This window comes from Shewanella sp. 433 (genome assembly GCF_059338565.1).
Genome location: NZ_CM181703.1, coordinates 1,547,314 through 1,562,058, shown reverse-complemented (window position 1 = coordinate 1,562,058; position 14,745 = coordinate 1,547,314). Strand labels below are relative to the sequence as shown.

Genomic DNA, 14,745 nt, shown 5'->3' with positions numbered 1-14,745 from the left:
GTCAATGGCTATTGGGTCAAAACTGAGCGCGGAGTCTATCAAAATCCACGCCATAAGGATAACAATTCAGCATGATTGGCCCGTTATCAGTCGTTAATATTGAGCGTTTATCACTTAGCAACTCATTTAACAATCACGGCCCATTCGGCTTGACGAGCTTGAGTGTTGATTTAAGTAAGTTTGCTCAAACTCCGCTTGTGGCAGCGGCCGAGCAAACAGATAACCTTGGGCATAATCACAGCCAGCCTTGGCTAAAAAGTCACGTTGAAACTCGGTTTCTACACCTTCGGCAATCACGTTAATCCCCAGTTTGTGCGCCATCACGATAATGGCTTCACACAAGGCCACGCCATCGGTATCACTTTCTAAATTACGGGTGAAAGATTGATCAATTTTGAGGTAATCGATATCAAATTTTTTCAGGTAGGCTAACGACGAATAACCCGTACCAAAATCATCTAGCGAGACTTGAATACCAGCATCACGATAGGCGAGTAATTTTTCGGTGACCCCCATGGATGCATCCAATAACAACCCTTCGGTTATTTCGACGCAGATGGCATTGCTAGATAGTTTGAGGCGCTGCAATAAGGCGAGCCAGTCACTAAAGGTGTCACCTTCGTCACGAAACTGCACCGGCGATTTATTAATGCTTATCTGAATTTCGGTGCCAAATTGCTTACGCCACTTCGCACTCTGATGCGCCGCCTGCTCAAACACCCAATTACCGATATCGTTGATTAAGCCCGTCTCTTCGGCAACCGAAATAAACTCACTGGGTGACACCATGCCCCGCGACGAGTGATTCCAGCGGATCAAGGCTTCCGCCTTATAAATATCGCCACTGTTCATATCGATGATCGGTTGATAATAAAGCTCAAACTCATCATGGATGATGGCGTGACGCAGATCTTTAATCAACGCCATACGATAACGGGCAAACTCTTGCATCGAGGGAGTAAAATAATGAAAGCGATTTCGCCCTTGCTCTTTAGCGGCATACATCGCCTGATCAGCATGCTTTAATAACCCTTCAACGCTGGTCGCATCGTCGGGATACATAGTTATCCCAATACTGACACTGATGTAAGCCGTTTCATCACCTAAGCTATAAGGCTCACTAATGCGCTGTAAAATACATTGCGCAACGCGCTCGACTCCGCCGGGAAAATCAATGCCCGATAACACCACGGTAAACTCATCGCCCCCCAGCCTGGCACACATATCGACTTCACGAATACAGCCCTTTAAGCGTTTGGCCGTTTCTTGCAATAGCAAGTCACCCATGTCGTGGCCTAAGGTATCGTTCACCTCTTTAAAACAGTCTAAATCCAAAAATAATAACGCAAAATGGCTCTCGTCACGGTCGATACGTAACATCTCACTGCTTAAATATTCGAGCAGCATACGTCGATTGGGTAAGCCGGTGAGAGGATCATAATTGGCCTGCTTCCAGATAATCTGTTCGGCTTGTTTTTTATCGGTAATATCAGAAAACAGGGCGACACGGCGAAAAACCTCACCCTGTTGGTCGTAAATGGTATTAATGGTGAACCACACCATATATTCATTGCCATCTTTATTTTTGATACACAACTCACCCTGCCAACGCCCCACATCGCTCACAGCTTGCTTTAGTTGTGCATATTGCAACTTATCACCATGCTCGCACTTTAATATGCCAATACCTTGGTGCTCTACTTCTTCTTGTTGATAACCTGTGATGGCGGTGAAGGCGGCGTTAACCGTGATGATTTGACCTTGATGATCTAACACGCTCATCGCCTCGCTAGAGTTATTGTAGACCGAGGCGGCGAGCTCTAATGACTCTTGGATCTGTCTCTGCTCAGTAATATCGCTGTGCACACCACACATCCGCAATGGCCGCCCGTGAATATCACGACTCACGGTTTTACCTGTATCGACAATCCAGCGCTCCTCGCCAGTAAGGGTGATTAGCCGATACTGAGCACTGTACTTGGGGGTCTCACCTTTAAGGTGTTTATCGATAGCACTTAATACCGTGGGTCTATCTTGCGGGTGAATCGCATCAGTCCACAACCTTGGGTCATTATTGAGGCGCTCTAACTCGCAACCAAGCACCTTAGCACACCATGGGTTACGCCTGGTTTCATTGCGGTTGATATCCCAGTCCCATAGGCCTAAATCACTGCTTTCTAACACGAGAGCTAACCTTTCTTGACTGGTTCTGACGGCCAATTCGGCTTGTTTATTGGCCGTAATGTCGATAATGCCAGCAATCACCATATCGACTTGATGATTTACTCGTCGGCACGCAACCGCTAGATGGGTATAAACAATTTCGCCATCTTTGGCGACATAACGCTTATCCATCTCGTAAACATCAATCTCTCCATTTAATAGGCGCTTATACTGATCTTCATCAGCCTGAAGATCTTCAAAATACGTTAATTCAGACCAAGTACGCTGAAGCAATTCTTGTTCGGAATATTTCAGCATCTTACATAACCTTGGATTCACTTTTATCCAATGCTGATCCACCGAGGTGATGGCGATGCCCATATTGCCAATGTCAAATTGCGAGCGAAAAATAAAATCATCTTGCAGCTTAATCTTAGCGTCGCGCTCAACTTCAAGCCGACGTGACAATAGCTGGCCAATTAGTGCCGTTACCAAGGGAAAGATCATCATCATTGGCAGCGCCGCCAAGGATAATATATCCACAAACAACTCAAAGGGTAGCAGCGCTAATAGGGATAAAGTGAGCAGATGTAAAACAAAGCCAAACAGTAGTAACTCTTTAAAGGTCATATCGGCGATATCATTTTTACGATAATAACGCCATAAACAGCCCAAACTGGCCGTAGCAACCATCACCATAATGCCGGGAAGCATCGCTGGACCGCCTTCCAATACACGAAAAACAATCCCCACGAGGGTAGCAACTAAGGTGGGTACGCCACCAAAAAACAGTCCGGAGATCCCTAAAATGATGGCGCGCGCGTCGACAAAAATACCCACTTGGTATTCCCATGAGGTGATCATAGTGATCACAAGCACCACACCTATGAGTAATCCCGCGAGCACACGCCACAACCAAGCATAGTGGTGATGACGCTGACGCGGCACTGCGTCATAAATAACAACTAATACCAGCAGTAGTGCTGCATTTTGAAAAAAAACAGATAAAGTATCGAGGGACATAAGTAATCTAACATCTTATTATCAAGTAGATAACACACTGCAGAGTGTAGCAGAGTTGAATAAAAAATACGCTTAACCAGAAGTGAAAGCCGCCCTTCTATTAGGTCGATACCACCAATGGAAAACCACTTATCAGTGATGGCAATCAATGGCGACAATCATCCATCGAAAGCGACTATCAAGGCTTAAAACTGAAATGGCTAGGCAGCATGTGCGGTTTTACTTAAATGTGCTAAGCTGGCGCGCACTATTAGCCGCCTCCCTTTAAGATATGAAGCAGCCTCAACAAGCGCAATACAGCACCCAATTTCATTTTCCGGTGCAGATTTATTATGAAGATACCGATTTTTCAGGTGTAGTGTATCACCCTAATTTCTTAAAATATTTTGAACGTGCCAGAGAACATGTCATCGGCGCCGAAACCTTGGCTCGCCTTTGGGCCCAGCAAGGTTTAGGTTTTGCCGTCTATCGCAGTGATATGCTATGCCATGATGGCGTCGAGTTTGCGGAGATTGTCGATGTGCGCACGCAGTTTTATTTTGAGAGTAAATACCGCACTGTATGGCAACAAGAGATCTGGCGACCACAAGGCAAAAAACCGGCGGTCAGCGCCCAAATTGAGATGGTATGCATGAATAAAGCGCGGCAGATGACCCCCATGTCAGCAGAGCTTATCGCCGAGCTCAGTCGTTACATTACAAAGCAAGAGTGACACCTTATTATTAAGATAATACGGCAATGGGCCGATTGAGTGTTTGCCAATACATTTCAAGCTCGGCTGCACTCATAGGTTTAGCAAATAGATCACCCTGAATTTTATCGACGCCCATCTGTTGTAGTAACATAAACTCAGCTTGGGTTTCTACGCCTTCAACTGTGACCGAAAACCCCAACCCTTGAGCTAATGACACTGCGCTGCTAAGAATATGCTGGCCACGAAAATCTGTGGTCACATTATCCAAAAAAGCTTTGTCCACTTTAACTTCGTTCACAGGGAGGCTTTTGAGGTACGCCAAAGAGGAGTGCCCGGTGCCGAAGTCGTCGATGGCAGCGTTAATACCCGCACGCTTGAGACAATCGAGGGCATTAATCGTGCGCTGCATATCTGTCATTAACTGGCTCTCGGTAACCTCGATGGCCAGTACATCAGAGCTCAGTTGACGCTGCTGCATCTGCGCCACGATCCACTGGCACAATTGGCTGCCACATAAATCATCAAGCGCTAGATTGACCGCCACCTGCAGCTTAACATCACCTTGACGCCACTCACTTTGTTGCTCGAGCACCTGCTCAATAACCCATTGACTGAGCATAGAAATCATCCCTGCACGCTCGAGCAAAGGAATAAACTCTGCTGGCGAAACCGTGCCTAATAATGGGCTTTCCCAGCGAATAAGGGCTTCAGCGTGGCTGCAATTACGACTGATGAGGTTGTATTTAGGCTGATATACCACATAGAGTTCACTTTGCGCTAACGCCTTAGGAAAACAGCGAATAATACTCAACTGCCTATGTTGACTCTTATCATCCCCTTGTCGATAGGCGGCGATTAAGCCTGAGCTAGACTTAGCTCGCACTAAGGCCAAATCGATGCGCCTTAGCATCTGGCTTACATCGGCATGATGCAATGAGAGATCCATATACCCAAGCTGTACCTGTAGATTAATCACGGTATCATTAATATAAAATGGCTGTTGTAACTGGTTTTGCAATGCGTTGAGTTGCTCACTACTTAGCGGCGCTTTAAACACCACTAAAAACTCATCTTCATTCATACGCGCGACAAGCTCTTGAGCACTCAGCGGCTGTTTAATTCGCTCACTCATGGCCAGCAGTAACTTATCGCCAAAAGAGAAACCAAACAGATCGTTAACGTAGCGAAAACGATGAATATCAATCAGCACAAACATGCCCTGATTGAGAGGCATCAGGCGAGATAAACGTGATTTAAGCCCAACTCGATTAAGCAAGCCCGTTAATTTATCTCGCCCTGGCGGCGGTGGCAAATGCTTTAATAATCGCTGTAACTGTAGGTATAACGGAATAAAATCACTGGGGACGGAATCAATGTCTAACGGCTTACGCACTTTATCTTGTTGCTGCAATTGCTTTGTGAGTTGTTGCAAAAAGCGGATGCCAGCACGTCTATGCCAGTACCAATAGAGGGTACCAGCGACGCCAATGGCTATAATGTAAGCCATTATCCAATAGAGATTAGCAGCATCCACACAAAGCCTTAATGTTTACGAAGCAGAAAAATTAACCACTATTATTAACAGAGTTAATCGACCGTCACAACTATTCGTAACTCATCTTAATAGAATGATAATTATCGAGAAATTCATCAGAGCCTAAATACTCTGGCGATACGGGTAAGCCACGCTTCACAAACACATCTAAACGCTCTTCAAGCTCATGACCCGCTCTTAACTCACCGGTATAAAAAGCGGCCGAACGCACAAAGTCTAAATAGGTCACTCGCTCAGGCAGATAGGGTAAGTCAGCCCATCGTTCAACCACTTCCATCACCTCTGGCGAAAAGTCCCAACTTTTCAATACCGCTCGACCTATCGGCCCCTGCATTTTTCTCACCAGAGCGCGTAATTGTTCTATGCTGGTAAACAGATGCGGATGAGCTTCTGCCTCCGTCAATACAGGCAAGGCACCAATATTGTGTACCAAGCTGGCAAGCGTCAGGGTATCGTAATTTAAACCACAACCTTTATGAGTCTTCGAGTACTTCATCAATAATGCACAGGCCGCAGAGGTCACCTCGATTGACGAGCGCCACACCTCATCCATCACCTCCCACACCATCTCATTAGTAGAGATAAACAACTGCTCCATGGCAACCGATGTCGCGATAGCCTTTATTTGAGTTAAACCGATACGGCTCACTGCGCTGTTAATGTTTTCTGCTTTGGTGCCACGACTGTACATGGCGCTGTTGGCCACTTTTATCATACGCGCCGATATCGCGGCATCTTGACCAATAATCTCCGCCACCTGTTTAGGGCTGGAATCGGGCCTAGCAACGACCTCTTGGACGCGCATTGCTACCTCGGGCAAAGTTGGCAACACTAACGCATCGGCCTTTAACTTTTTTAATAACCCAACCAGTAGTTGATGCTCGCTAGACATGCTGACTCCTTAATAAAATATTACCGCCTAATAATGCGCTAGAGTATATCAGGACTGGTTGCCAAGCGTGATGGTAAAATGGCTTAGCTAGGGCCAGTTGATCTTTCAAGGTTGTTTTTGCAGCGAATTGTTGGGTATTTATACAAGGCGGAAGCTTTATGGTGTAGTTATTCTACATAAAAAGCTGACAACGCAGTAGAAATGACCAACAAACGCTGCCCGAAGGGTTCGGCTAAAAACGTTTTTGTCTCGAACGAAATTCAACCAGCAAAGATCAACAGGCCCTAGACTCAAAGGAGCTAAATATCGCTTAAATTTAAGCAGATAAATTAAGGTCTGTTGCTATTTTAAGCGTCAATATTAGTTAAAGGATAATCATGCGGCAACACATATTGGCCGATAAAAGCCCTCGCCGCTGGTTCACCGACTACCAACTAAATGGTTCTACGATAGCCGCTGCGCCCACAATCAACGCTGATATAACACCAAGCACTAAGAGGGCATTTTGGCAATAATGGATAAAATAGGCTATTAAAAGGTAAGTCGCGAACCTATGCCCCCTAAAGCAAACCAGCTGGACGTGATAGCCACCAACAAGAGCGGCAATCACTGTCATCTGGCTACAAGGGCAAGTATGCGGCGTAAAACAGTGGAATAGGAAGCCTATTTATGGCGGCAATGGGCGGTTGACCACAGAATAAACAAGGTTACTATTTGCATAAGGCTCCCTCCATTGAGTAAAATGCCCGCCCCAAGTTAGTTTGCAACCTGTTAATTGAGAGAAATTATGTTTAAACCTGAGCTACTGTCTCCTGCTGGGACCTTAAAAAATATGCGTTATGCGTTTGCCTATGGCGCGGATGCGGTCTACGCAGGCCAGCCGAGATATAGCCTGCGTGTTAGAAACAATGATTTCAAAATGGAAAACCTCGCTACCGGTATTCAAGAGGCTCACGCGTTAGGCAAAAAGCTGTACGTGGTGAGCAACATCGCGCCGCATAACACCAAACTGAAAACCTATATCAAAGATATGGAGCCTGTGGTTGCCATGCAGCCTGATGCGCTGATCATGTCAGATCCCGGGCTTATCATGATGGTACGCGAAGCGTTTCCCGATCAAGTGGTGCACCTGTCCGTACAAGCTAACGCCATCAACTGGGCCTCGGTTAAATTTTGGCAACAACAAGGCATTAAGCGGGTGATCTTATCCCGTGAACTCTCGCTCGATGAGATTGAAGAGATCCGTCAGCGCTGCCCTGATATCGAGCTGGAAGTGTTTGTGCACGGCGCCTTGTGTATGGCTTACTCGGGCCGCTGCCTGCTGTCGGGTTACATCAATAAACGCGATCCAAACCAAGGCACTTGCACCAATGCCTGTCGCTGGAAATATGACGCCCATGAAGCAGTGCAAACCGACACCGGTGACATAGTCGCGGTGAACCCAGATGTACAACTGCATAACCCGACCCTAGGCGCCGGCGCACCGAGTAATGAGGTGGTGTTACTGCAAGAAGCGGGACGCCCAGGTGAATACATGCCCGCCTTTGAAGACGAGCATGGCACCTACATCATGAACTCTAAAGACTTACGTGCCATCCAGCATGTTGAGCGCCTGACCAAAATGGGCATCGACTCGCTTAAAATCGAAGGCCGCACCAAGTCATTTTATTACGTGGCACGTACCGCACAGCTTTATCGCCAAGCGATTGAAGATGCCGCTTCTGGTCGTGAATTTAACCCAGCGCTGATGCACCAACTGGAAGGACTCGCCCACCGTGGATACACCGAAGGCTTCTTGCGTCGCCATGTGCATGATGAATACCAAAATTACGACTACGGTTACTCTATCAGTGACACACAGCAATTTGTGGGTGAATTTACCGGCAAGCGTAACGATAAAGGCATGGCCGAAGTGGATGTGAAAAACAAATTTTCGGTTGGCGACAGTGTTGAGTTGATGACGCCGCAAGGCAATATTAACCTGACTATCGAACATTTAGAAAACCGTAAGGGTGAAGCCGTCGAAGCTGGACTCGGTTCGGGCCACTTTGTGTTTTTACCGGTACCGCAAGAAGTTAATGTCGATAAAGCGATACTAATGCGTAATCTTAATAGCGGACAAAACACCCGCAACCCGCACCAAGCGGTGTAACTGGACCCAGATAATGGCATTACTGATAGATGATAGCTGCATTAACTGTGACATGTGTGAGCCTGAGTGTCCCAACCAAGCGATCACTATGGGCGAGGAGATCTACGAGATAGATCCAGACCTGTGTACCGAATGCGTGGGCCATTATGACAAGCCCACCTGTGTGTCGGTATGCCCTATCGATTGTATCGACCCAGATCCACAACATATTGAGTCTGATGAAGCGCTGTTGCTCAAGTATCACTTGATCACCGGCAAACCGCTGAGCGAGTAATTCACTTAGTCTATTAACAGACGCAAAACCACAAAAAAGCGAAGTATTACACTTCGCTTTTTTATTAACGGCATCCAAGTAAAGCCTAACGCTTAAATTGCCTAAACTAGCCTCACCGGTTACGTACAACACGGTACAAAAGTTAGCGTTATGCCCACTGAGCATCGGCTTGACGCTGCAGTTGTTCAAGCAGCGAAGCTAAGGCGGTTAGCCCTTCTCTGGCCAAACCCGGCATAGTGTCAAATTCGATACTTAACAATAAATTTTTCACCTCAAGCCCCAATTCAGTATCGCCTTCGATAGCCAGTTGACGTTGAAAAAATAGCGTGTCGGGATCTTCTTTACCTGCGGCAATCAATACCAGCTCTTTGCTGCGACCGCTAAAGGTCACTTCGGCCTTTGCGGGCGCTCGCACCACAAAGTGTTTATCAAAGCTAACATCAAAACTCAGTTTCATATCGACAATGTCAATTTTAACCCAGCGCTGCAGAAGAAAGCTCAGCTCACCATCCTCGATTTGTTCCGCCATTAACAAGTTCAACAGCTTTTCTAATATGCGCGCCTTCACGGCAAAAGGCACTATAGTTAACGGCTTGGCGATCACCTGAGGACCAAGTTGCAACAGATGTTGAGCGGTATTGGCTAGCACACTTTTTTGCATCGCGTGAATAACTCCTTTATGCAAGCGTGACCAACTCGCGTCAACCGCGCTTAATATTAATGATCGATTCGGCTTTCACCCCGAAAGTGAGAGATAATTCAATTTTACCCAGCTTTTATGATCGCAAACCTGTTTTACATCAACATATAGGTGGCCATTCCCTTTTACACTGCACACTTTTTAAGAAAGAGGCAGTTATGGAGCTCTTATGCCCTGCGGGGAACTTAGCCGCATTGAAAGTAGCACTCAATGCAGGTGCCGATGCGATTTATGTTGGCCTTAAAGATGATACCAATGCGCGCTCGTTTGCTGGCCTAAACTTTACCCCGAAGAAACTGGTGCAGGCGGTGCAGTACACTCACGCTCTGAGGAAGAAGTTATTTTTGACTATCAATACGTTTCCTCAACCGGGAGAAGAACAGCGTTGGTATCAGGCTATCGATATCGCCGCCGATCTTGGCGTCGATGCCTTAATTGTCGCCGATTTATCGCTACTTGATTACGCCCATAGCCGCTACCCTCAGCTGCCACTGCATTTATCGGTGCAAGCCAGCGCCACCAATCTTGGCGCCTTAAGCCTCTATAAACGCGAGTTTAATATTGAGCGAGCCGTGTTGCCGCGAGTGTTGTCGATGAAACAGGTACGCGACCTTGCTAAGGTGACACCTGTGGATCTGGAGGTGTTTGCCTTTGGCAGCTTGTGCATTATGGCCGAAGGGCGTTGCCACCTTTCCTCCTATGTGACCGGGCAATCGCCCAATACTGGTGGCTCCTGCTCACCGGCCAATGCAGTGCGCTGGCAAGAGCTTGGCGATCAACGCTTAACGCGTCTAAATGAAGTGCTTATTGATAAGTCCAATATTAACGAACAGATGGGTTACCCCGTGGTGTGTAAGGGCCGTTATATCACAGCAGATAACAACCAACCGAGCCATCTATTGGAATCGCCGACCAGCCTTAATACCCTCAGTTTATTGCCAGAGCTGGCAAAGGCGAACATAGCCTCGCTTAAAATCGAGGGACGCCAGCGCAGCCCTGCCTATGTTGAGCAAGTCACCCGTGTTTGGCGTCAGGCTATCGACACGTTTTTACACCATCCCGAGGCCTACACAACTCAAGCTGAGTGGGACAAAGCGTTAGCCAAAGTATCTGAAGGTCAAGTCACCACACTTGGAGCCTATGAGCGCACTTGGCAGTAGCTAATAAAGGAGCAAATATGAAAATATCTTTAGGCCCTATTCAATATTGCTGGTCAAAGGCGCAGGTCAGCGAATTTTATCAACAAGCAGCCAATAGCGACATTGAGCTGATCTATTTAGGTGAAACCGTCTGCAGCCGTCGCCGCCAACTGAAATTTAGCGACTACCTTGAGCTAGCTCAGATGCTCAAGGCATCGGGTAAACAGGTGGTGCTCTCCACGCTGGCACTGATCGAAGCACAATCTGAATTTACCGCCTTAAAGCAGCAAATCGATAATGGTGAGTTTATGGTGGAAGCCAACGATATGGGTGCAGTGGAAGTAGCGAAATCACTCGGCTTACCTTTTATCTGTGGGCCAAGTATTAACAACTATAATGCGGCCAGTTTGCAGAAATTAGCCGCTTGGGGAATGCAACGATTTGTCATGCCACTGGAGCTATCAAAGCACTGGCTCGAACGAGTATTAACCGACTTGGCTCCAAGGCAAATCGAGGTGGAAGTCTTTGGCCATGGCTACATGCCACTGGCACACTCTGCGCGCTGCTTTACCGCGCGCCAACAAGGATTAACCAAAGATAGCTGCCAAACCATCTGTATTGACTATCCGCAAGGTGTATTGGCGCAAACCCAAGAAAACCAGCCGCTGCTACGCCTTAATGGCATTCAAACTCAATCGGCCAGTTATATTGACTTGAGTGATCAGCAACAAGAGATGCAGCGCCTCGGCGTCGACTATTTTAGGGTTTCCCCTAGTAGCTTAGCTTCAATAGAGTTAGCTAATAACTTGTTTATTGACAATAAGTTAAAAACTAACCAGACAGCTAATAGCGTCAATATCACGAGTGCCGATGTCACCACTAACAATAACTTAACCTGTAATGGATACTGGTTTGGACAAGCGGGATTTGAGCAAGGGCGCTAGTCGCGCGTAGGGCGCTGAGTCCACACCAAGGCCGCGCTCCAACCAAGAAACAGCAGTAACGCTAACCACTCAACGATGGCGGGCCACCAAAATTCAGGGCGTGGCTCGATCATCATCATTCCATGGTAAAATGCTTGGCCATTATTGCTTAGGCTATTATCCACTTGAGCAAAAAAAACAAACAAACCAAACACGGCTAAACACAGCAAACTCAACACACCGCAGCCTCGATAAGCAAAACGCTTAAGGGGCTTTATTGCCAACCTTGCACCCTGCCATACATACCCCAAGTAACAAGCGATACTCAGCAGCGAACAATAAAAGAAAGACTCGATACCTAAGGTGTGTAAATGGTGCACATTGATGGGAAATAAACCTGTAATGGCCAGCGCCAACAAGGCTAATATCAGCAGTAACAGACAAGGGTACAGCAGCGGGCTGTCGCTATATTGCAATGAAAACAAACAAAACAACACCAAGCTCAAACTACCAAAAAATAACCCACCGTTAAACACTACCGCTAATTGAGAATGACCATATTGGCCCAGTTCACTTAATGAGAAATTAAAAAAGCTAAAACCATTACCATTAAAATCATTAAATCCCAACGCCGCCACTATTAAACTAAGCACATGCACAGTAATGCCCAGCATGCCAAATCTAAACCCCAATGTGGGTAATTTACGCTGTGATGAATTCATAGTCCGTTGATAATGCAATGCTGTCGTCCTACTAGGTTATATGGAATTAGAATTTTATGCCGAGCTTTGGCGCATATTTCTGATAACAATTTTAGCAACATTATTAGCCTATTCTGCGACTCGCTCACAAATAACCTTATAATATAAAAGGGTAAACGAATATACGTGACATCATCACTGAGTCAATATTTTTATTAGAGCAAGATCATAATCTTAGCATTTATTTTACGCGCCACGTCTCACTAAAAATAGATTTGTGAGGCAGCTAACAAATTGATGGCATGCCTGTTAGAATTCCCATGAATTTTTTATTACGCCACCAACCACTTCGCAAATAACAAGCTGGAGATGGCGACTTGCTGAAGACCTCCCTACATGAGCACAACTAGACATCATGATCTCCCCACCTCGATGCGCGAGGTAAAACTTGCAGATAAAGACGAGCTCATTTCGAGCACTGATACCCGTGGCGTGATCACTTACGTTAACCAAGCCTTTATCAACATCTCAGGTTACAGTGAATCAGAATTGGTGGGCCATAATCACAATCTGGTGCGTCATCCCGACATGCCTGCGGCGGCATTTGCCGATCTTTGGCAAAAACTAAAAGCCGGCCAATCTTGGCGCGGTATGGTGAAAAACCGTTGTAAAGATGGCTCATTTTACTGGGTCGATGCTTTTGTCTCCCCCTTATACGAGCAAGGCAAACTCATAGGTTATCAATCTGTAAGGGTAAAACCCGATGCAAAAAAAATCAGCAGCGCGCAGGCCCTATATGAGCAAATTAACCAAGGTAAAACGGTCAAGGATCCACTTTCATTAGTGCAAAAGCGCATCGTTTCTGCGGTGGTTACCACCCTAGGGCTGGCGATGGCGGGCTACTTCTTAGGCTGGCAGACCATTTTAGTCGGACTGGTATTGATCGGATTGAATCTGGCCATCTTTTACGATGAGGCCTTTCGGGTGCCAACGCAGTTAATGGCGATGAAACAAGAGTATGACTCGGTCAGCCGCTTTGTGTATTGCGGAAAAGACTCCTCCTCACTACTAACATTTCAGATATTGATGAAAGACGCCAAGATGCAGGGCGTGTTAGGCAAAAATCAAGATAGCGCCGATAAGATCACCGACATCACCAATCAACTGATTATTGCCGTGAATCAAACTCACAGTGGCATCGATAAAGAGCATCAAGAAATTGAGCAGATGGCCAGCGCTATGGAAGAGATGGGGGCGACCCTTAATGAGGTGGTGAGTAATATTCAGTCGACCTCAAACCATATCGATGACACTTATCAAATTTGTCACGATAATCGCACCATGATGCAGCAAAACAGCCAAGATATCGACTCGCTCACTCAAAGCGTCACCCATGTAGCAAAAAATACTCAGCAGCTGCATCAAGAAGCTCAACATGTGGCCAATGCCATGGGCGAAATCGATGCCATCGCCGAGCAAACCAACTTATTGGCACTCAATGCCGCCATTGAAGCTGCCCGAGCAGGCGAACAGGGGCGCGGCTTTGCGGTCGTTGCCGATGAAGTCAGGGCGCTATCGAGCCGCACTCAAGAATCGACAACCAGCATATCCCAAAGCGTCGACAAAATGTTCAAGATGCTCAGCGACTGGAGCGAAGAGATGCGTCAAAGCCAGCAATTGGCCGAACACTGCGCCCAGCAAACCGAATCTTCGGCGATAAAGCTGGATGAACTCTATACATCAATCAGCAGCATTCACGAATTTGCCCAGCAAAATGCCGTCGCGGCGCAGCAGCAGATGCAAGTGGTACAAGAACTAAATCAGGGAATTAATCAGATCACCCAGGCATCGAATAATAATCTGGTTGCACTACAGAGCGTTGAAGGCTCCATTTCTGAGCTGAAAATTAATGCGGATAAAGCCAAAAGCCTAAGGCAGACTTTCGGTTAACTGGCGGACAAAATCCACTAAACTTGGCGCGCGAATATCTTTATCCCGAGCGAGCATTAAGTCGATAAAAACGCAGCACTGAAACGTGCTAACTATTGACCACATACGTTATTAACCGCTCTATATTAGCCGTGTATTTACCGCAAACAGCGCCTAATCGACAGTCGATTAGGCGCAAAACTTGTCGTCATAGCCCCTTAAGTCCACAAATCAAATGCTTTAGCATCATCATGTTAGCGCCGAACTCACCCAATTAATGCCGCTCTCAACCGACAACAGCTGACGCTAGAGCAAACTTAATAAAACCAATCAACAACAAACACTTAACCCAATTGCAACCAGAAATTACATAGTGCAAAAGCGATAATTTTGAGTACAATATAAATAGTCATTAAGTGCAAATAACTATGCTATTGCAACCAGTCACAAGATTGCGCATTAAATGGTTTTACATCACTGGACTTAGGCGGTAACCTCCGTCGATTAGATGAATGGATATTCATTGTAAATAAAATTATGGATTTAATTCTTATTTCTTGCCGTTGTACAGACAGCGTAATTTAAGGCAAAAAAAGTGGC

The 14,745-nt window shown here is 46.4% G+C and carries 11 protein-coding genes; 6 read left to right on the top strand and 5 right to left on the bottom strand.

Translation table 11 applies throughout. The features are described 5' to 3' along the window. Positions 1-126: 126 nt before the first annotated feature. Positions 127-3,186 (bottom strand): EAL domain-containing protein, encoded by a 3,060-nt coding sequence (locus tag AC5YB1_RS06980; RefSeq protein WP_494521237.1) that lies wholly within the window; start codon positions 3,184-3,186, stop codon positions 127-129. A gap of 271 nt (positions 3,187-3,457) precedes the next feature. Here AC5YB1_RS06980 and AC5YB1_RS06975 point away from each other — a divergent pair, with 271 nt between their 5' ends. Beyond that, the gene (locus AC5YB1_RS06975; RefSeq protein ID WP_494521236.1) at positions 3,458-3,898 is read left to right on the top strand and encodes a thioesterase family protein; all 441 of its coding nucleotides are present in this window, start codon (positions 3,458-3,460) and stop codon (positions 3,896-3,898) included. A gap of 10 nt (positions 3,899-3,908) precedes the next feature. Here the strand turns inward: AC5YB1_RS06975 and AC5YB1_RS06970 are convergent, their stop codons facing one another. Together AC5YB1_RS06970 and AC5YB1_RS06965 are read right to left on the bottom strand one after the other, a co-directional pair. After that, positions 3,909-5,414, bottom strand: coding sequence for a putative bifunctional diguanylate cyclase/phosphodiesterase (locus AC5YB1_RS06970; RefSeq protein WP_494521235.1), 1,506 nt, complete (start codon positions 5,412-5,414; stop codon positions 3,909-3,911). A 70-nt stretch (positions 5,415-5,484) separates the two neighbouring features. Then, positions 5,485-6,327, bottom strand: a complete 843-nt coding sequence (locus tag AC5YB1_RS06965; protein WP_494521234.1) for an HDOD domain-containing protein — start codon at positions 6,325-6,327, stop codon at positions 5,485-5,487. Between the two features lie 787 nt (positions 6,328-7,114). Between AC5YB1_RS06965 and trhP the strand changes: the two genes are divergently transcribed. Together trhP and AC5YB1_RS06955 are read left to right on the top strand one after the other, a co-directional pair. Next, positions 7,115-8,479 carry a prephenate-dependent tRNA uridine(34) hydroxylase TrhP gene (gene trhP / locus AC5YB1_RS06960; protein WP_110458485.1) on the top strand — a complete coding sequence of 455 codons (1,365 nt, stop codon included), beginning with the start codon at positions 7,115-7,117 and terminating at the stop codon, positions 8,477-8,479. 13 nt (positions 8,480-8,492) lie between these two features. After that, complete coding sequence (locus AC5YB1_RS06955) at positions 8,493-8,753, top strand: YfhL family 4Fe-4S dicluster ferredoxin (RefSeq protein WP_110458198.1); 261 nt, start codon at positions 8,493-8,495, stop codon at positions 8,751-8,753. Positions 8,754-8,901: 148 nt separating this feature from the next. Here AC5YB1_RS06955 and ubiT read toward each other — a convergent pair whose 3' ends face one another. Further along, positions 8,902-9,414: a ubiquinone anaerobic biosynthesis accessory factor UbiT gene (gene ubiT / locus AC5YB1_RS06950; RefSeq protein ID WP_494521233.1), complete on the bottom strand. Its 513-nt coding sequence runs from the start codon at positions 9,412-9,414 to the stop codon at positions 8,902-8,904. Positions 9,415-9,611: 197 nt separating this feature from the next. Between ubiT and ubiU the strand changes: the two genes are divergently transcribed. Together ubiU and AC5YB1_RS06940 are read left to right on the top strand one after the other, a co-directional pair. Then, positions 9,612-10,613, top strand: a complete 1,002-nt coding sequence (gene ubiU / locus AC5YB1_RS06945; protein ID WP_494521232.1) for a ubiquinone anaerobic biosynthesis protein UbiU — start codon at positions 9,612-9,614, stop codon at positions 10,611-10,613. 17 nt (positions 10,614-10,630) lie between these two features. Then, entirely contained in the window at positions 10,631-11,536 is a 906-nt protein-coding gene (locus tag AC5YB1_RS06940; RefSeq protein WP_494521231.1) for a U32 family peptidase, read from the top strand. Here AC5YB1_RS06940 and AC5YB1_RS06935 read toward each other — a convergent pair. After that, a complete protein-coding gene (locus AC5YB1_RS06935; RefSeq protein WP_494521230.1) occupies positions 11,533-12,237 on the bottom strand; it encodes a DUF998 domain-containing protein in 705 nt (234 codons plus the stop codon). The two genes, AC5YB1_RS06940 and AC5YB1_RS06935, sit on opposite strands and share 4 nt — an antisense overlap. A 375-nt stretch (positions 12,238-12,612) precedes the next feature. Here AC5YB1_RS06935 and AC5YB1_RS06930 point away from each other — a divergent pair, with 375 nt between their 5' ends. Continuing rightward, positions 12,613-14,166: a methyl-accepting chemotaxis protein gene (locus AC5YB1_RS06930; protein WP_494521229.1), complete on the top strand. Its 1,554-nt coding sequence runs from the start codon at positions 12,613-12,615 to the stop codon at positions 14,164-14,166. The last annotated feature ends 579 nt before the right edge of the window (positions 14,167-14,745 follow it).